This is a genomic window from Kribbella sandramycini, from assembly GCF_013131805.1.
GTDB classification, from domain to species: domain Bacteria; phylum Actinomycetota; class Actinomycetes; order Propionibacteriales; family Kribbellaceae; genus Kribbella; species Kribbella sandramycini.
Genome location: NZ_JABJRC010000001.1, coordinates 520,409 through 535,906, shown reverse-complemented (window position 1 = coordinate 535,906; position 15,498 = coordinate 520,409). Strand labels below are relative to the sequence as shown.

The 15,498-nt window shown below is 69.7% G+C and carries 18 protein-coding genes; 10 read left to right on the top strand and 8 right to left on the bottom strand.

Going from position 1 to position 15,498, the window contains the following annotated elements:
• Positions 1–67 precede the first annotated feature (67 nt).
• Genes HPO96_RS02315 through HPO96_RS02295 form a run of 5 tightly spaced genes read left to right on the top strand, consistent with a single transcriptional unit; the run spans position 68 to position 3,848 of the window.
• Positions 68–703, top strand: coding sequence for an O-methyltransferase (locus tag HPO96_RS02315; protein WP_171670577.1), 636 nt, complete (start codon positions 68–70; stop codon positions 701–703).
• A complete protein-coding gene (gene ccmA, locus HPO96_RS02310; protein ID WP_171670576.1) occupies positions 700–1,341 on the top strand; it encodes a heme ABC exporter ATP-binding protein CcmA in 642 nt (213 codons plus the stop codon). Before HPO96_RS02315 ends, ccmA begins: the two co-directional genes overlap by 4 nt.
• Positions 1,338–2,894, top strand: coding sequence for a DUF6297 family protein (locus HPO96_RS02305; protein WP_171670574.1), 1,557 nt, complete (start codon positions 1,338–1,340; stop codon positions 2,892–2,894). The genes ccmA and HPO96_RS02305 overlap by 4 nt, the downstream gene beginning before the upstream one ends.
• Before the next feature lie 49 nt (positions 2,895–2,943).
• The gene (locus tag HPO96_RS02300) at positions 2,944–3,294 is read left to right on the top strand and encodes a PadR family transcriptional regulator (RefSeq protein ID WP_171670573.1); all 351 of its coding nucleotides are present in this window, start codon (positions 2,944–2,946) and stop codon (positions 3,292–3,294) included.
• Positions 3,291–3,848 (top strand): HAAS signaling domain-containing protein, encoded by a 558-nt coding sequence (locus HPO96_RS02295; protein WP_171670571.1) that lies wholly within the window; start codon positions 3,291–3,293, stop codon positions 3,846–3,848. Before HPO96_RS02300 ends, HPO96_RS02295 begins: the two co-directional genes overlap by 4 nt.
• Here the strand turns inward: HPO96_RS02295 and HPO96_RS02290 are convergent.
• Complete coding sequence (locus tag HPO96_RS02290) at positions 3,837–4,889, bottom strand: LLM class flavin-dependent oxidoreductase (RefSeq protein WP_202885464.1); 1,053 nt, start codon at positions 4,887–4,889, stop codon at positions 3,837–3,839. The two genes, HPO96_RS02295 and HPO96_RS02290, sit on opposite strands and share 12 nt — an antisense overlap.
• A 79-nt stretch (positions 4,890–4,968) precedes the next feature.
• On the opposite strand from HPO96_RS02290, the gene HPO96_RS02285 reads away from it, so the two are divergent.
• The gene (locus HPO96_RS02285; protein ID WP_171670569.1) at positions 4,969–5,403 is read left to right on the top strand and encodes a VOC family protein; all 435 of its coding nucleotides are present in this window, start codon (positions 4,969–4,971) and stop codon (positions 5,401–5,403) included.
• Between the two features lie 3 nt (positions 5,404–5,406).
• Here the strand turns inward: HPO96_RS02285 and HPO96_RS02280 are convergent, their stop codons facing one another.
• The 3 genes from HPO96_RS02280 to glnA form a co-directional block, all read right to left on the bottom strand.
• A complete protein-coding gene (locus HPO96_RS02280) occupies positions 5,407–5,766 on the bottom strand; it encodes a YciI family protein (protein WP_171670567.1) in 360 nt (119 codons plus the stop codon).
• A 27-nt stretch (positions 5,767–5,793) separates the two neighbouring features.
• Positions 5,794–6,132 carry a YciI family protein gene (locus HPO96_RS02275; protein WP_171670566.1) on the bottom strand — a complete coding sequence of 113 codons (339 nt, stop codon included), beginning with the start codon at positions 6,130–6,132 and terminating at the stop codon, positions 5,794–5,796.
• A 136-nt stretch (positions 6,133–6,268) separates the two neighbouring features.
• A complete protein-coding gene (gene glnA / locus HPO96_RS02270; protein ID WP_171670565.1) occupies positions 6,269–7,693 on the bottom strand; it encodes a type I glutamate--ammonia ligase in 1,425 nt (474 codons plus the stop codon).
• Between the two features lie 190 nt (positions 7,694–7,883).
• Here glnA and HPO96_RS02265 point away from each other — a divergent pair, with 190 nt between their 5' ends.
• Together HPO96_RS02265 and HPO96_RS02260 are read left to right on the top strand one after the other, a co-directional pair.
• Positions 7,884–8,351 (top strand): RDD family protein, encoded by a 468-nt coding sequence (locus HPO96_RS02265; protein ID WP_171670563.1) that lies wholly within the window; start codon positions 7,884–7,886, stop codon positions 8,349–8,351.
• A gap of 58 nt (positions 8,352–8,409) precedes the next feature.
• Positions 8,410–8,925, top strand: coding sequence for a hypothetical protein (locus tag HPO96_RS02260; RefSeq protein WP_171669879.1), 516 nt, complete (start codon positions 8,410–8,412; stop codon positions 8,923–8,925).
• Here the strand turns inward: HPO96_RS02260 and HPO96_RS02255 are convergent.
• The 3 genes from HPO96_RS02255 to lipA form a co-directional block, all read right to left on the bottom strand.
• Positions 8,922–10,202 (bottom strand): SAM-dependent methyltransferase, encoded by a 1,281-nt coding sequence (locus tag HPO96_RS02255; protein ID WP_171670562.1) that lies wholly within the window; start codon positions 10,200–10,202, stop codon positions 8,922–8,924. The genes HPO96_RS02260 and HPO96_RS02255 overlap by 4 nt on opposite strands.
• A gap of 175 nt (positions 10,203–10,377) precedes the next feature.
• Complete coding sequence (locus HPO96_RS02250; protein ID WP_171670560.1) at positions 10,378–11,073, bottom strand: DUF4191 domain-containing protein; 696 nt, start codon at positions 11,071–11,073, stop codon at positions 10,378–10,380.
• A gap of 16 nt (positions 11,074–11,089) precedes the next feature.
• Positions 11,090–12,028: a lipoyl synthase gene (lipA, locus tag HPO96_RS02245; protein WP_337796480.1), complete on the bottom strand. Its 939-nt coding sequence runs from the start codon at positions 12,026–12,028 to the stop codon at positions 11,090–11,092.
• Positions 12,029–12,249: 221 nt separating this feature from the next.
• On the opposite strand from lipA, the gene HPO96_RS02240 reads away from it, so the two are divergent.
• A complete protein-coding gene (locus tag HPO96_RS02240; protein ID WP_171670559.1) occupies positions 12,250–13,596 on the top strand; it encodes a sensor histidine kinase in 1,347 nt (448 codons plus the stop codon).
• Entirely contained in the window at positions 13,593–14,255 is a 663-nt protein-coding gene (locus tag HPO96_RS02235) for a response regulator (protein ID WP_171670557.1), read from the top strand. The genes HPO96_RS02240 and HPO96_RS02235 overlap by 4 nt, the downstream gene beginning before the upstream one ends.
• Here HPO96_RS02235 and HPO96_RS02230 read toward each other — a convergent pair.
• A complete protein-coding gene (locus HPO96_RS02230; protein WP_337796479.1) occupies positions 14,227–15,375 on the bottom strand; it encodes a low temperature requirement protein A in 1,149 nt (382 codons plus the stop codon). The two genes, HPO96_RS02235 and HPO96_RS02230, sit on opposite strands and share 29 nt — an antisense overlap.
• Positions 15,376–15,498: the final 123 nt, after the last annotated feature.

Below are 15,498 nucleotides of genomic sequence, written 5' to 3'. Positions count from 1 at the left end.
TGCGGCGTTCGGACAACCCATAGAGACTACAGCCGACCGTTCTAATACATAGGAGGGCACATCTCACATGGGCTCACAGGTTCAGGTGACCGACGAACTGCACGACTACATGGTGGCGCACGGCATGCCGCTGGACCCGATCGCGACCGAGCTGGTCGCCGAGACGCAGGCGCTCGGTGACGAGGCCGAGATGCTGACCACGCCCGACCAGGCGGGGCTGCTGACCACGCTGACCCGGCTGACGTCGGCCCGGCGCGCGGTCGAGATCGGGACCTTCACCGGGTTCTCCGCGCTCGCGATCGCCCGCGGCCTGCCGGCCGACGGGCAGCTGATCTGCCTGGACGCCAGCGACGAGTGGACGTCGATCGGCCGCCGCTACTGGGAGCGGGCCGGCGTGGCGGACCGGATCGAGCTCCGGATCGGCGACGGGCACGAGCTGGCCGCCGAGCTGGACGGCTCGTTCGATCTCGCGTTCGTGGACGCCGACAAGCCGGGGTACGTCGACTACTTCGAGAAGCTGGTGCCGCTGATCCGGCCGAACGGCGTCCTGCTGTTCGACAACACGCTGGCCGGCGGCCGCGTCGTGAACGCCGACGGCCCGGAGGACCGCAAGGAGTTCAACGCGCACATCGCCAAGGACGACCGGGTCGACGTGACGATCCTCGGCATCGGCGACGGCCTGACCCTGGTCCGGAAGAAGTGAGCAAGGCGACGGCGCGGCTGGCGGTCACGGAGCTGCAGCACAAGTACGGCGATCGGCCGGTGATCGAGGGGCTGACCTTCACCCTGGCCGCGGGGCAGGCGATCGCGCTGGTCGGGCCGAACGGCGCCGGCAAGACGACCGTCCTGAAGTGCATCGTCGGCGCGGCCGAACCGGCCGCCGGCGTGATCCTCCTCGACGGCCTGCCGATCGACGAACGCTCCGAGACCGTCCGCCGCGACGTCGCCACCCTCCTCGACGACCTCGACTTCTTCCCCGACCTGACCGCCGCCGAGCACCTCGATCTGCTGGCCCGCGCCCACGGCAACCCGACCCCTGAGGACCTCGTCGACACCGTCCTGGACGACATCGGCCTGCTGAGCGCCGCCGACCAGTTGCCCGGCTCGCTCTCCTCCGGCCAGCGCCGCCGCCTCGCCCTGGCCACCACGCTGGTCCGCCCCCGCAAGCTCCTCGTCCTCGACGAGCCCGAAGCCCGCCTCGACACCGCCGGCGTCACCTGGCTCGCCGACCGCCTCGCCGCCGAGAAGGCCACCGGCACCGCCATCCTCTTCGCCAGCCACGACCCCGCCCTCGTCGAAGCCGTCGCCGACACCACCGTCACCCTCACTCCGCTCCCATGACCGCACCCGACGGCCCGGTGGTCTACGACCCCGCCGACTTCGGAGCCATCCCGACCGCGCGCAGCATGCGCCGCTGGATGCGCACCACCCGCCGCAAACACGCCGACCGCACCTTCGGCCAGCTCTTCGAAGACATCTACCTCGTCGTCTTCACCATCGCCATGGCCGCCGCCACCGGCGGCAGCGTCGTCAAACACCTGAATGCCCAAATGCTCTCCTGCACGTCGGCACACTGTGTCCGGCTCTGGAGCCTGCTCCCCTGGATCCTGGTCCCGTTGCTGACAGCAACTACCCTGCGAGTCCTGCTGAGCGTAGGCCCGGTCGCCGCCTCCCGCGCCACCGGCTTCTGGCTACTCGCCACCCCGGTCAACCGGACCGCACTGCTCAGGCCCACCTATTGGCGTGCCCTCGCCGGGGTGCTGGTGTTCGGGGGCGTGCTGTCGACGGTCGCCTGGGCGGTGCTCGGGGGAGCTCCCACCACGCTGAGTGAGGCGACGATCGTCACGACCGCGCTGCTGCTGGTCGCGGCGTGCCTCGCGGTGTGGGCGCAGCAGACGGCCCGGCGGACACGATGGACGCTCCGGTTCGCGGACCTGCTGCTGGTCGTGGCGTCGATTCCTTCGGCCTGGCTTGCCGTGCTTCGTTTCAACGAAGACTTGTCCCCGGTTGAGTCCGTGCTGATCGACATCCACCTCAGTGAGCAGCAGGAAGATCTGCTGCTTTCCCCGGAGACCGTCCGGTTGTTGACGATCAGCTCGATCGCCGTCGTCGTACTCGCCGTCCTGATCCTGCGTACCGCGCGGACGCTCGACAGGTTGAGTCGGGCGAGTGTGATTGCGGGTGGGGAGTTGCTGGCGGGGGTTGCGGGGGCGGCGAGCAGTCTGGACCTCAGCATGCTGGCTGATGTGGTGGCGGGGCGGCACTGGCGGCTGGCGGGGCGGGCGCGGAGCCGGCGGGGGAGGGGCGCGCATGGTGGGGCGCTGGTGCATCGGGAGTTCTTGCGGATCCTGCGCTGGCCGCGGCGCCTGGTGATCGCGTTCGCGTTGCTGGTGGTGCCGTACGCGATGGCCGGGGCCGGGTTCGATCCGTTGGTGCCGATCGCGGCCGGGTTCGCCGGGTTCGCGGCGATCCGGCCGTTGCTGGACGGACTGCGGTCGGTGTGCCGATCGCCTGGGTTGGTGCGGGCGCTCGGGTACGACCTGCGCGAGCTGCGGGTGCTGATGGCGGTGGCGCCGGGTGTGATCACGGCTGTCTGGGCGCTGGCGGCGTACCCGGTGATCGGGAGTGCTGCGGGTGCGTTCGCGGTCGGGGCCGGGGTGCTCGCGGGCGCCGTCCGGCAGGCGTCGGCGCGACCGCCGTCGTACGCCGGACCGCTGGTCGCGTCGCCGATGGGCGCGATCCCGCCGGGGCTGTTCTCGCAGCCGATCCGCGGGTTCGACGTGCTGCTGATCTGCTTGTTGCCGGTGCTGCTCGGGCTCGGGCCGACCTGGGTGCTCGCGATCCCGGTGCTCGTGCTGACCGTGATGTTCGCGATCCGCCCGAAGACCGACTGACCGGGAAATGGCTTGCCGCCTGCTGGCGTGAACAGGTACCTTGTGTCGCATGGTAGCCGAGAAAGTCTTCACGCAGCTGCGGCGCGGAACGCTGGAGTACTGCGTGCTGGCGCTGTTGCAGGGCGAGGAGCGGTACGGCTTCGACCTGGTGAAGGCGCTCGGCGAGATCGACGGGATGGTCACCACCGAGGGCACGATCTACCCGCTGCTGGCGCGGTTGCGCCGGGAGGGGCTGGTGGAGACCAGCTGGCGGGAGTCGGAGTCCGGGCCGCCGCGGCGGTACTACCGGTCGACCAAGGAGGGGAGTCAGGCGCTCGCCGACTTCACCGCGGACTGGGAGCGATTCCGGACGTCGGTCGACACCATTTTGCGCCGGGGTATCGAGGGGAGCCAGGGATGAGCGCGGATCAGCTGGTCGACGCGTATTTGGACTACCTGACGAAGGCGGCCGAGCCACTGCCGGCCGAGCGGCGGACCGACCTGATCGCCGACGTCACGTCACATATCGCCGAAGCGCGAGCGGCCGGTGCGACGACGGAGTCCGACGTCCGCCAAATGCTCCAGCAACTGGGTGACCCCGACGACATCGTCGCCGCCGCCACCGACGGCCTGGTCCTGGTCGAGCGGCCGAAGCCGCAGCCGCGGCTCGGCGGGCGCGAGATCCTCACGCTGATCCTGCTGCCGTTCGGGGCCTACATCTTCTTCGTGGGTTGGGTTGTGGGCGTCGTCCTGCTGTGGATGTCGGACCGCTGGACGCGCAACGAGAAGCTGCTCGGCACACTGGTGACGCCGCTGGGCTACGCGTCCGTCCAGGCGTTCGCGACGGTCGACGGCGACGTCCTCCAGCTGCCGCAGGCGGTCACGATGCTGATCGCCATCGTGCTGCTCGTGGCGCCGCTCTGCACGTTCGTCGTACTGGTCTCGCGCGGGCGGCCGGGGCGGTCAGCGCAGTAGCGGGAGCAGCTGCTCGCCGATCCGGATCGTCTCCTCGCGGTACGGGGTGTCGGACAGGATGAAGTGCGTGATGCCGAGGTCCTGGTACTTGCGCAGCGACTTCGCGACGTCCTCGGCCGATCCGACCAGCCACGTCGTCCCGGCGCCGCCACCGCCGTACTTGCCGGGGGCCGTGTAGAGGTTGTCGTCGAGGACGTCGCCGCGCGCGGCCAGGTCGAGGAGCCGCTGCTGCCCGACCGCCTTGAACCAGCGGTGGTCGCGGTCGCCCGCGTTCTCCGCCATCGTCGCGACCCTCGCCTCGGCGTCCGCCCAGGCCTGTGCGGTGGTGTCGCGGACGAGCGTGGTGATCCGCAGGCCGAACTCGAGCGGCTGGTGCTCCCGGCCGAGCTCGGCCTCGAGCTCCCGAAGCCGGCTGATCCGCGCGGCGACGCCGTCCAGCGGCTCACCCCAGAACAGCTGGACGTCGGCGTCCGTCGCGGCGACTCGCTGGGCGGCCTCGGACGCGCCGCCGAAGTACAGCTTCGGGTGCGGCCGGCCTTCGCGGGCCAGGGGCCGGGTGGCGACGGTGGAGCCGGTGACGCCGAAGTGCTCGCCGTCGTACGTCACGTGCTCTTCGGTCCACAGGCGGCGTACCAGCTGGAGGAACTCCTTGGTCCGTGCGTACCGCTGCGCTTGGTCACCCTCGGCATCGCCGTACGCGGCCAGGTTGTCCTGACCGGACACGATGTTGATCAGCAGCCGGCCACCGCTCAGCTGGTCCAGCGTGCCGGCGGCGGAGGCGAACTGCGCAGGCCGCCAGTACCCCGGCCGGATCGCGACCAGCGGCTGGAACGTCGTCGTCCGCGCCGCCAGACTCGCCGCCACCGTGAACGTGTCGGGCCGCCCCCACCCCGTCCCCAGCAGCGCCCCACCCCACCCGTGCTCCTCCGTCAACCGAGCCAGCTCGGTCAACCGCGCCAAGCTGTTGTGCCCACTCGTCGCATCATCCCCACGATGCCCGGGCTCCACCTGATTCGGGATGTACCACAGGAATTCCGCCATACACCCCAGATTAAGTCGATCAGATCACTAGACTTACTCTGTCTCGCCTGATGGCCCACCCCCGACCTAGGGTGGGCCAATGGCATCGGTCAAGCAGTTCCAGGTCACCTTCGACTGTGCGGAGCCCGAGCGGGTGGCGCGGTTCTGGTGCGAGGTGCTGGGGTACGTCGTCCCACCGCCGCCCCGGGGGTTCGACTCCTGGGAGGCGTTCAGCCAGTCGCTGCCCGCTGAGCAGCAGGGCTCGGCCTTCGCCGCTGTCGACCCGGACGGCGTCGGCCCCCGGTTGTTCTTCCAGCGGGTGCCCGAGGGCAAGGTCGTGAAGAACCGCGTCCATCTGGATGTGCGGGTGGGCACCGGGCTGGTCGGAGCCGAGCGCCTCGCGGCCCTCGAAGCCGAATGCGCCCGTCTCCTCCCGCTCGGCGCCACCCGCGGTCAGCTCCTCGTCGCCGACGGCGTCAACGAGTCCTGCCTCAACATGCAGGACCCGGAAGGCAACGAGTTCTGCCTGGACTGACGGTCAGTCGACCTTCGGCCACGGCTTGAACTTCCGCACCTCCTGCGGCCACCCGCACGCCTCGGCGACCTTCGCCGCCCACAGCTTCGCGGTCTCGTCGTCCGGTACGTCGACGATCGCGAACCCGCCGAGGAACTCCTTCGTCTCCACGTACGGCCCATCCGTCACCAGCACCTCCCCGCTGGTCGGATCCGCGCCGTACACCGGCCCGTCCTCCTCTTCGAGCCCACCGGCGAACACGTACACCCCGGCGGCCTGCATCTCGCGCGTCACCGCCATCGCCAGCGGCGCCCGCCCCGCGTACCACTCCTCCGGGTGATCGCCGACCCACTGCTGGTTGAAGTAAATGAGGTACTCAGCCATCCCAACTCCTCCGCTCGATCGAACCTGTCAACTGAACTGCCGCACTTCCTGCGGCCACCCACACGCCTCGGCCAGCTTGCCGGCCCACACCTTCGCGGCCGCGTCGTCCGGCACGTCGATCAACGCGAACCCGCCCAGATACTCCTTCGTCTCCACATACGGCCCATCCGTGATCAGCGCCTCCCCACCCGTCGGCTCCGCGCTGAACACCGGCTTGTCCTCCTCCAACCCGCCGGCGAACACATATACCCCCGCCGCCTTCATCTCCTCCACCGCAGCCTCCGCCAGGGGCCCCCGACTCGCGATCCACTCCTCCGACCGCTCACCCACCCACTGCCGATTGAAGTAAATGAGGTAGTTAGGCACAACGACTCCTCCACTCCCGGCGAACCCAACGCCCGCCACTACCCACGCTACGAACGCCCACCCCCAATTTCGACAGACACGACGAAGCCCACCCGGCGGGACACCGGGTGGGCTTCGGGGAGTGCGGGGTTACGACTCAGACGTCGTAGTAGAGCTCGAACTCGTGCGGGTGCGGGCGGAGCTGGATGGGGGCGATCTCCTGGGTGCGCTTGAGGTCGATCCAGGTCTCGATGAGGTCCTTGGTGAAGACGTCGCCTTCGAGGAGGAACTCGTGGTCGGCCTCGAGGGCGTCGATGACGGCCGGGAGGGAGGTGGGGACCTGGGCGATACCGTCGTGCTCCTCCGGGGGGAGCTCGTAGAGGTCCTTGTCGACCGGGTCGGCCGGCTCGATCTTGTTGCGGATGCCGTCGAGGCCGGCCAGCAGCTGGGCGGCGAAGGCCAGGTACGGGTTGGCCGACGGGTCGGGGCAGCGGAACTCGATGCGCTTGGCCTTCGGGTTCGAGCCGGTGATCGGGATCCGGATGCAGGCCGAGCGGTTCCGGCTGGAGTAGACCAGGTTGACCGGGGCCTCGAAGCCGGGGACCAGGCGGTGGTAGGAGTTCACCGTCGGGTTGGTGAAGGCGAGCAGGGACGGCGCGTGCTTCAGCAGGCCGCCGATGTACCAGCGAGCGGTGTCGGACAGGCCGCCGTAGCCGGACTCGTCGTAGAACAGCGGGTCGCCGTTGGACCACAGCGACTGGTGGCAGTGCATCCCCGAGCCGTTGTCGCCGAAGATCGGCTTCGGCATGAAGGTCGCGGTCTTACCGGCCTGCCAGGCGGTGTTCTTGACGATGTACTTGAACTTCATCACGTCGTCGGCGGCCTTGAGCAGCTCGTCGAAGCGGAAGTTGATCTCGGCCTGGCCCGCGGTGCCGACCTCGTGGTGGGCGCGCTCGACGATCAGGCCGGACCGCTCCAGGGCCAGCGTGATGTCGTCGCGCAGCTCGCCGAAGTGGTCGGTCGGCGCGACCGGGAAGTAGCCGCCCTTGTAGCGGACCTTGTACCCGCGGTTACCGCCGTCCTCGACGCGGCCGGTGTTCCAGGCGCCGGCGACGGAGTCGATCGAGTAGTGCGAGGAGTTCGCCTTGGTCTCGAACCGGACGTCGTCGAAGACGTAGAACTCGGCCTCCGGCGCGAAGAACGCGGTGTCCGCGATCCCGGTCGACTTCAGGTACTCCTGCGCCTTGCGGGCGATGTTGCGCGGGTCGCGCGAGTAGGCCTCGCCGGTCAGCGGGTCGTGGACGAAGAAGTTGACCACCAGCGTCTTGGCGCTGCGGAACTCGTCGATGTACGCGCTGGTCGGGTCCGGCAGCAGCTTCATGTCGGACTCGTGGATCTGCTGGAAACCGCGGACCGACGAACCGTCGAACGCCAGGCCGTCTTCGAAGACCTCCGGTCCGAACGACGACACCGGCACGGTGAAGTGCTGCATGATGCCCGGCAGGTCACAGAACCGGACGTCGACGATCTCGACGCCCTCGTCCTTGACGTAGGCGAGCAGCTCCTCAGCGCTGGAAAACATACGAACTCCTCGGGGTGGCTCAGAGATTGACTCGAACCTAGGGCCTGCCGATTACTCGGCCGTGACCCCAGTGTTTCGCTGGTGTTACGCCCAGCGTGTCCGCGCTGACCCACTGGCGTGCTGCCGTCACGCCCTGAGATGTTCAGATCCGCCGTCCGGCGGCCCAGGGCATGTCCGTAGGCTAGCCATCATGGCATCATCGGCCCAGCCGGGCACAGGACCCTCCGGCGAGTTCCGTTTTCCGGGTAATCGGCTCGGCCTGCCCGAGGAGGGGCCCGGGTCGGCGGCCGGCTGGGGCCGGCGGATCGGCGCCCTGCTGCTGGACTGGCTGCTCGCGAGCCTGATCGCCTCCGCGATCACCGGCAAGCCGATCTGGGCGGGCGGCAACGATTTCGGGACGGCGCAACTGGTCACGTTCTTCGCGATGAGCGCGATCCTGAGCGGCCTGGCCGGCGGCACGATCGGCCACCGCGTGCTCGGTCTGCGGGTGATCCGGCTGAACCCGGGTGCGAGCGGCGGATACACCGCTCAGGTCGGTCTGCTGGGCGGCGTCATCCGCACGTTCCTGATCTGCCTCGTCATCCCCGCGGCCGTCTACGACCGGGACCGCCGGGGCCTGCACGACCGGGCCGCCGGCACCATCGTCGTCCGCCGCTGACCTGGCAGCTCCCTGCCATCCGGCGCCGGACGCCGGAAGCCGCCGCCAAGCTGATCGGGTGCACACGTCCCGCGTCGCCCTGCTCGCCGTACCCCTGCTGGCCCTGGCCGCCTGCGGCTCCAGCGAGCCGGTGGCTCAGGACACCCCAACGCCCAGTACGCCGACTCCGACTGTCAGCTCGCCGACGCCGACACTCCCTAGTCCGCCGAGCCGGACGCCCAAGCCGACCCCGAAACCCACGCCGACCCCCACGGCGAAGGACGGCTCCGACTACTCGGCCTGCCGCGACGGCAGCTGTGAAGTCCTGCTCCGCCCGTCCACCACCCTGAAGTTCCGCGGCGGCGCGCTCAAGATCGGCAAGATCGGGAAGTTCGTCGACTTCACCATCTCCGGCCGCTCCGGCGGCGGCAGCGGCCGCCTCGCCCCCGGCTGCGTGGTCAACTTCCGCCCCGGCGGCACCGCGGTCAGCTGCGGCAGCAAACTCCCCGGCCCGGCCAAGGACCGCCCCGGGATCAACCTCCGCGTCCCGTACGTCGGCGGCGGTCGCGCGATCCTGAACCTGCATCAGGTCTAACGCCGGGTGAACCGCATCTGCACGTCGTCCAGGTATCCCGTCCGGAAGCCGGCCTCGGAGTACGCGAGGTAGAACTCCCACATCCGCCGGAACGTCGGGTCGAACCCGAGCGCCTCGATCGCGGGCCAGTGCTCGATGAAGCGGTTGCGCCAGATCCGCAGCGTGCGCGCGTAGTCGGCGCCGAGGTGCAGCAGGACCTCCGGCCGCAGCCCGGTGTGCTCGGCGGTCACCTCCTCGATCACCTTCACCGAGGGGATCAGGCCGCCCGGGAAGATGTACTTCTGCACCCAGGTGAAGGTGTTGCGGGTCGCCAGCATCCGCTCGTGCGGCATCACGATCGCCTGGACGACGGCGACGCCGCCCGGCGCGAGCCGCCGCTCGATCGCGTCGAAGTAGACCGGCCAGTACTTCTCGCCGACCGCCTCGATCATCTCGACGCTCAGAACGGCGTCGAACTCGCCGATCTGGTCGCGGTAGTCGCGCAGCGCGACCTGCACCCGATCGCTGACCCCGGCGTCCGCGATCCGCCGCTGCGCGAGCAACGCCTGCTGCGCGGCGATCGTGATCGCCGTCACCCAGGCGCCGCGCTGCGCGGCCCGGATCGCCAGGCTGGCCCACCCGCAGCCGATGTCGAGCACCCGCGAGCCGGACTGCACACCGGCCGCGTCGAGGATCGCGTCCAGCTTCGCGAGCTGGGCCGGCGACAGCTCGTCGTACGACGCCGTGGCCAGATCGGCCGTGGGATCGCCGCCGCCGAAGTACGCCGCGGAGTATGTCAGCGTCGGGTCGAGGAACTCCGCGAACATGCCGTTACTGAGGTCGTAGTGCCGGCTGATGTTCTCCCGGGCGCCGGCCCGGTCGTTCTCCTGCTCGCCGGGCTGGGAGCGCGTCACCAGCCAGCGCAGCGACTGCGCCCATTTCGGCAGCAGATGCCGGGTCTCCTCGTTGCTGAACCGCTCGGCGAACGGCACCAGCAGATCGGCCAGATCCGTCCCCGGCTCGGGATCCCAGTCGCCGGCCAGGTAGGCCTCACCGAACCCGGAGCCGGCGTCCTGACCGAGCCGGTCCAGGAAGGCGGCGCCGCGGTGCACCCGCATCGCCGGGCCGCCGAGACCGTACGACTTGCCCTCGAGATGGATCGTGGCCGGCAGATCCTTGGCGATCATCCGGATGGCGACCAGCGCGCCGACCCGGCGGATCGGGTTCGAGCGCGGGGGAGCGAGGGTGGGCCATTGCTCGGCCACCGGCTGGTGCGCCGCCGGCATCAGATCCGTCATCGTTCCTACCTCACCCCTGGAATCCGCTCCTGGTCGCACCTTAAGGCCCGGAGCCGACACGCGGTGGCGACACGGAGGCACACTCGTGCCAAGTCGCGGTCCGTGCGGTGGCGGACCCTGCTCCCCGCCCCTTCAACGGTCCCGGGGGCCGTCGAGTTACAGATCCGTCGCTCGGTCAGCGGCCCTTCATCGCCTGGCGCGCGCCCTTGAGGCTGGTCGGGACCGGACCCTTCGGCATCGGGACCTGCGGGCGGACGGCGTCCAGCGCCTTCAGCCGCTGCAGCAGGTCGGTGATCTCCGAGGGCTGCAGCGCCTGCGGCAGCTTCATCACGTGCTTGGTCAGCTTGCGGATGTCGATCTCGTCCTCGCCCTGACCGGCGACGAGAGTGATCACCGGCGCGCCGCCGGCCACCCGGGTGTGCTTCTTGCCCTCGGCGGCCAGCAGGTTCTTGACCCGGCTCGCCTGGCCCTCGCCGACCAGCACGATGCCCGGGCGGCCGACCACCCGGTGCACGATGTCGGCGTTCTTGGTGACGGCGACCGCGGGCGTGACGTTCCACCCGCGGCGCAGCGTCTGCAGGGCCGACGCGGCCGCGCCGGCCTGGCCCTCGATCTGGCTGTACGCCGCCTTCTCGACCTTGCGGCCGAAGACGATCGTGGCGGCCAGGAAGCCGAGCGCCACACCGAGCGGGATCCAGACCAGCAGCGGCCCGACGAAGAAGCCGGCCGCGACGAACACGGCCACGATGCCGAGGAAGATCCCCGCGAGCACCAGCCCGACCGTCGGGTCGGACTTCTTGGTCAGCTGGTACGCCGACCGGATCTGCTTGAGCCGGCTGGTCTTCTCGGCGGGCGCGTCGTTCTTGGCCATCTCTACCTTTGTCCTGTTATGCCTGGGCAGCGTTCATACGTGACTCGACGGCCTGACGGTACAGCCGCCCGGCCCGGTAGGACGACCGTACCAGCGGACCGGACATCACACCGGCGAATCCGATCTCGGTCGCCTCGTCCTGCAGTTCGACGAACTCCTCCGGCCGCACCCAGCGCTCGACCGGGTGGTGCCGCACCGACGGGCGCAGGTACTGGGTGATCGTGATGATCTCGCAGCCGGCCGCGTGCAGGTCCTTGAGCGCGACGCTGACCTCGTCCCGGGTCTCGCCCATGCCGAGAATCAGGTTCGACTTGGTGACCAGGCCGTAGTCCCGGGCCTGGGTGATCACGTCGAGCGAGCGCTCGTAGCGGAAGCCGGGCCGGATCCGGCGGAAGATCCGCGGCACCGTCTCGACGTTGTGCGCGAACACCTCGGGCCGCGAGGAGAACACCTCGGCCAGCTGCTCGGGGACGGCGTTGAAGTCCGGCGCGAGCATCTCGACGCCGGTGCCCGGGTTCAGCTCGTGGATCTGACGGATGGTCTCGGCGTACAGCCAGGCGCCGCCGTCCTCCAGGTCGTCACGGGCGACGCCGGTCACGGTCGCGTACCGCAGGCCCATGGTCCGGACCGATTCGGCGACCCGGCGCGGCTCGTCGCGGTCCAGCGCCTCGGGTTTGCCGGTGTCGATCTGGCAGAAGTCGCAGCGCCGGGTGCACTGGTCGCCGCCGATCAGGAAGGTCGCCTCGCGGTCTTCCCAGCATTCGAAGATGTTCGGGCAGCCGGCTTCCTGACAGACCGTGTGCAGGTCCTCGGATTTCACCAGCTTCTGCAGGGCCTGATATTCCGGTCCCATCTTGGCCCGCGTCTTGATCCACTCGGGTTTGCGCTCGATCGGGGTCTCCGCGTTGCGCACCTCGAGCCTGAGCAGTTTCCGTCCTTCAGGGGCGATCGTCACGACTCCCAGAGTACGCGCCCACGTTCAGGCGTCATCCACCCGTAGGGCCTGGCCAGCATTCTGCTGCGTGCTGCGCGGCACTCGGCACGGCATCTCGCCGCACGGGTGCAAAGGCGACGATGCTCCGCATCGACCCCTCCGCCCTCGCACACCGAGCTACCGCCCCGATCACCTGCTCGCGACTGCAGCAGAACGCCGCCCAGGCCCTACGCTGATGAGCTATGGCCACCCTTCACCTCGGCAGTACGCCGGCCGCCGCGGAGCCTGGCACGCCGCCCGGTATCGGGACGCCCGCGGACGGCTGGACCCGCCCGGGCCCGACCCGCGAGGAGCAGCGCAACGACCTGATCCTCGGCGTGGTGCTGGCGCTGCTCGGCGTGTTCGGCACCGAGCTGGCCCGCGGTGGGTACCCCGAAGCGGCCGACCTCGGCCTCGGCGGCGTCGAGGCGTACGTGCTGAGCGCGGCGATCGCGCTGCCGCTGTGCCTGCGCCGCCGGTACCCGATCCCGGTCCTGCTCGTGGTCGCGGCGCTGTTCGTGGTCACCGGGGAGCGGACGTTCGTCGCCTTCGGCGGCAACCTGGTCACCCAGGCCTCGATGTTCATGGCGATCTACGCCGCCACGGCCTGGGCGCGCGACCGGCGGTTGATGAAGGCGGCCAACGGGCTGGTCTTCGTCGTGATGTTCGGCTGGCTGACGCTGAATTTCATCGAGGCGCTGCAGGCGAACGCGATCGAAGGGCCGAACAAGGCGCTGCTGTCGCCGTACGTGTCGAGTGTGATCCTCGGCGTCGCGCTGAACGCCGTCTACTTCTTCGGCGCCTACTTCTGGGGGCGGACGGCGTGGGGGATCGCCCGGCAGCGGTACGAGCTGGAGCGGCAGGCGGCCGAGCTGGCCACCCAGCAGCAGGCGAACGCCCGCCGGGCGGTGATCGACGAGCGGCTGCGGATCTCCCGCGAGCTGCACGACGTCGTGGCCCATCACATCAGCAGCATCGGCGTCCAGGCCGGCGGCGCCCGGCGCGTGATGGAGAAGGACCCGGAGGCGGCTCGCAACGCGCTGAGCGTGATCGAGGAGTCCAGCCGGACCGCGGTGAACGAGATGCGCCAGCTGCTCGGCATGCTCCGCGCGGCCGACCCCGATCTGGACGTCGACACCCCGGAGACCAAGGCGCCGCGCGCGGGCGCGGACCGGCTGCCCGCGCTGATCGCCGAGGTGAACGGCGAAGGGCTGGCGGTCGGTTTCCACCAGATCGGGGCGCCGCTGCAGCTGCCCGAGACGGTCTCGGTGTCGGTCTACCGGATCGCGCAGGAGGCGCTGACGAACGTACGCCGGCACTCGACCGCCCGCAGCGCGCACATCACCCTGCGCTACCTGGGCGACGCCGTCGAGCTGGAGGTCCTGGACGACGGGCGGCCCAAGCACGCTCCGGTCGGCAGCCGGCTGGGGCATGTCGGGATTCGTGAGAGGGTCGGTCTGCTCGGTGGTGAGAGCGAGATCGGCCCCCGGCCGGTCGGCGGCTTCCGGGTCCGCGTCCGGATCCCGGTGCAACGAGGAGTCGAAGCATGATGCGCGTCCTGCTGGTCGACGACCAGGACCTGGTCCGGGCCGGTTTCCGGATGATCCTGTCGGTCGAGCCCGAGATCGAGGTCGTCGGCGAGGCGGCCGACGGCGCTCGGGCCGTCGAGCTGGCCAAGGAGCTGAAACCGGACGTCGTCCTGATGGACGTCCAGATGCCCGGGATGGACGGGATCACCGCGACGCAGCTGATCGTCGCCGCGGAGGCCGGCAAGGTGGTGATCCTGACCACGTTCGACCGCGACGACTACCTGTTCGAGTCGCTCGGCGCGGGGGCCAGCGGCTTCCTGCTGAAGAACACCGCCCCGGAGGACCTGGTCGAGGCGATCCAGATCGTGCACTCGGGGCATGCACTGCTCGCGCCGGAGGTCACCCGGCGGGTCATCAAGCGATTCACCGGCGGTGGCGAGCGGGTCTACCGCCCGGACCTGCTGGAGGGTCTGACCGACCGCGAGCGGGAGGTGCTCGGCCTGATCGCCCGCGGCCTCACCAACACCGAGATCGCGAACCAGTTGTTCGTCGGTGAGGCCACGGTCAAGACGCATGTCTCCCGGGTGCTGCTGAAGCTCGGCCTGCGCGACCGCGTCCAGGCCGTCGTCTTCGCCTACGAGTGCGGCCTGGTCACGCCGGGCGACGACCTCGCCGGCTGAGCACCGCAGCGACGAGCAGCACGACGACGGCCGCGCATCCGAGCACCACACCGACCGCTGACAGCACCAGCGGGAGCATCAGAACGACGGTCACGCTGATGAGCACCAGAATGAGCGGTGTGACCGGCGGGCTCACGATCGGCGCGTGTACCAGCCACAGCATGGTGAGGAACACAGCTACCGGCAGGGCGACGGCGTACCCGACGGCCTGCGATGCGTGGGTGGTTTCTTCGACGGCCACCTCCAGTCCACCGCCGAGTGCGGCCAAGGCGGCGAAGAGGAAGTAGTGGCCGTAGCCCCAGCTGTACGAGTGCGCCCGGCGTTCGCTGAGGCCTTCGCCGGAGGGGTGCAGGAAGTAGAGCCACCAGAGGGCGAACAGCAGCACCAGTCCGGCGCCGGCGACCAGAATGAATGCACCGCCGACCTGGTCCGCCTCGACTGCTGCTTGCACCCCGCGGCTGGCGGCTAGCACGCTCTCACCGAGCAGAATGATCGCGAAAAGGCCGTACCGCTCGGCAATGTGATGCGGATGCCAGTTCGTCGTCACGGTCGAGTGCTCGGCCCAGCGCGGCACGGCGAGTTCCAGGACGACGAGCACGACGAACGACGGTAGTGACAGGTCCAGGACGACCAGCGCCAAGGCCCACCCGATTTGGGTGACCGCGATGCCCACGGCGTACTTGAGCGCCGTACGCCGTCTCTCTACGTCCTCGTAGGCAGCACGGAGCCACTGCGCGATCAGACCGACCCGCATCAGGAGATAGCCGGCCAGAACGATCCGGTAGTCGCCACTGCTCGCGGCCGCGTGCACTCCGGCGGCCAGCACGAGGACTCCGGCCATCTGAACCATCGTGAGGAGCCGGTATGGGACATCGTCCGTGTCGTACGACGAGGCGAACCAGGTGAAGTTCATCCAGGCCCACCAGATCGCGAAGAACACCTGGAAGAAGCCGAGCACGTCCGGATGACCGTCGGCGATGCTGTGCGCGAACTCGGCGGTCACTGCCGCGACCGCCACCACGAAGGTGAGGTCGAACAGCAGCTCCAGCGGGCTCGCGGTGCGGTGCGGCTCGTCGATCGGCCGGGCCGTCATCCGGATCCGGAGGCGTGTGGTCGGCACCCGGGGTCTCCTCTCATGGGGGCTCTGCCCCTCATGACAGCCCGGCTGGCAGAAATGTGACGGGCGATGTCACAAACCCGGGGGCTGTCCGGTCGTGACAGTTGAGCGGCGCCAGTCGGGTGC

Coding starts and splice junctions, on each gene's coding strand:
- HPO96_RS02255 (WP_171670562.1), bottom strand. CDS start 10,202: ATGACGGATCTGATGCCGGCGGCGCACCAGCCGGTGGCCGAGCAATGG.
- HPO96_RS02300 (WP_171670573.1), top strand. CDS start 2,944: ATGGTAGCCGAGAAAGTCTTCACGCAGCTGCGGCGCGGAACGCTGGAG.
- HPO96_RS02290 (WP_202885464.1), bottom strand. CDS start 4,889: ATGGCGGAATTCCTGTGGTACATCCCGAATCAGGTGGAGCCCGGGCAT.
- HPO96_RS02295 (WP_171670571.1), top strand. CDS start 3,291: ATGAGCGCGGATCAGCTGGTCGACGCGTATTTGGACTACCTGACGAAG.
- glnA (WP_171670565.1), bottom strand. CDS start 7,693: ATGTTTTCCAGCGCTGAGGAGCTGCTCGCCTACGTCAAGGACGAGGGC.
- HPO96_RS02315 (WP_171670577.1), top strand. CDS start 68: ATGGGCTCACAGGTTCAGGTGACCGACGAACTGCACGACTACATGGTG.
- HPO96_RS02305 (WP_171670574.1), top strand. CDS start 1,338: ATGACCGCACCCGACGGCCCGGTGGTCTACGACCCCGCCGACTTCGGA.
- HPO96_RS02265 (WP_171670563.1), top strand. CDS start 7,884: ATGGCATCATCGGCCCAGCCGGGCACAGGACCCTCCGGCGAGTTCCGT.
- HPO96_RS02280 (WP_171670567.1), bottom strand. CDS start 5,766: ATGGCTGAGTACCTCATTTACTTCAACCAGCAGTGGGTCGGCGATCAC.
- HPO96_RS02285 (WP_171670569.1), top strand. CDS start 4,969: ATGGCATCGGTCAAGCAGTTCCAGGTCACCTTCGACTGTGCGGAGCCC.
- HPO96_RS02250 (WP_171670560.1), bottom strand. CDS start 11,073: ATGGCCAAGAACGACGCGCCCGCCGAGAAGACCAGCCGGCTCAAGCAG.
- HPO96_RS02235 (WP_171670557.1), top strand. CDS start 13,593: ATGATGCGCGTCCTGCTGGTCGACGACCAGGACCTGGTCCGGGCCGGT.
- HPO96_RS02240 (WP_171670559.1), top strand. CDS start 12,250: ATGGCCACCCTTCACCTCGGCAGTACGCCGGCCGCCGCGGAGCCTGGC.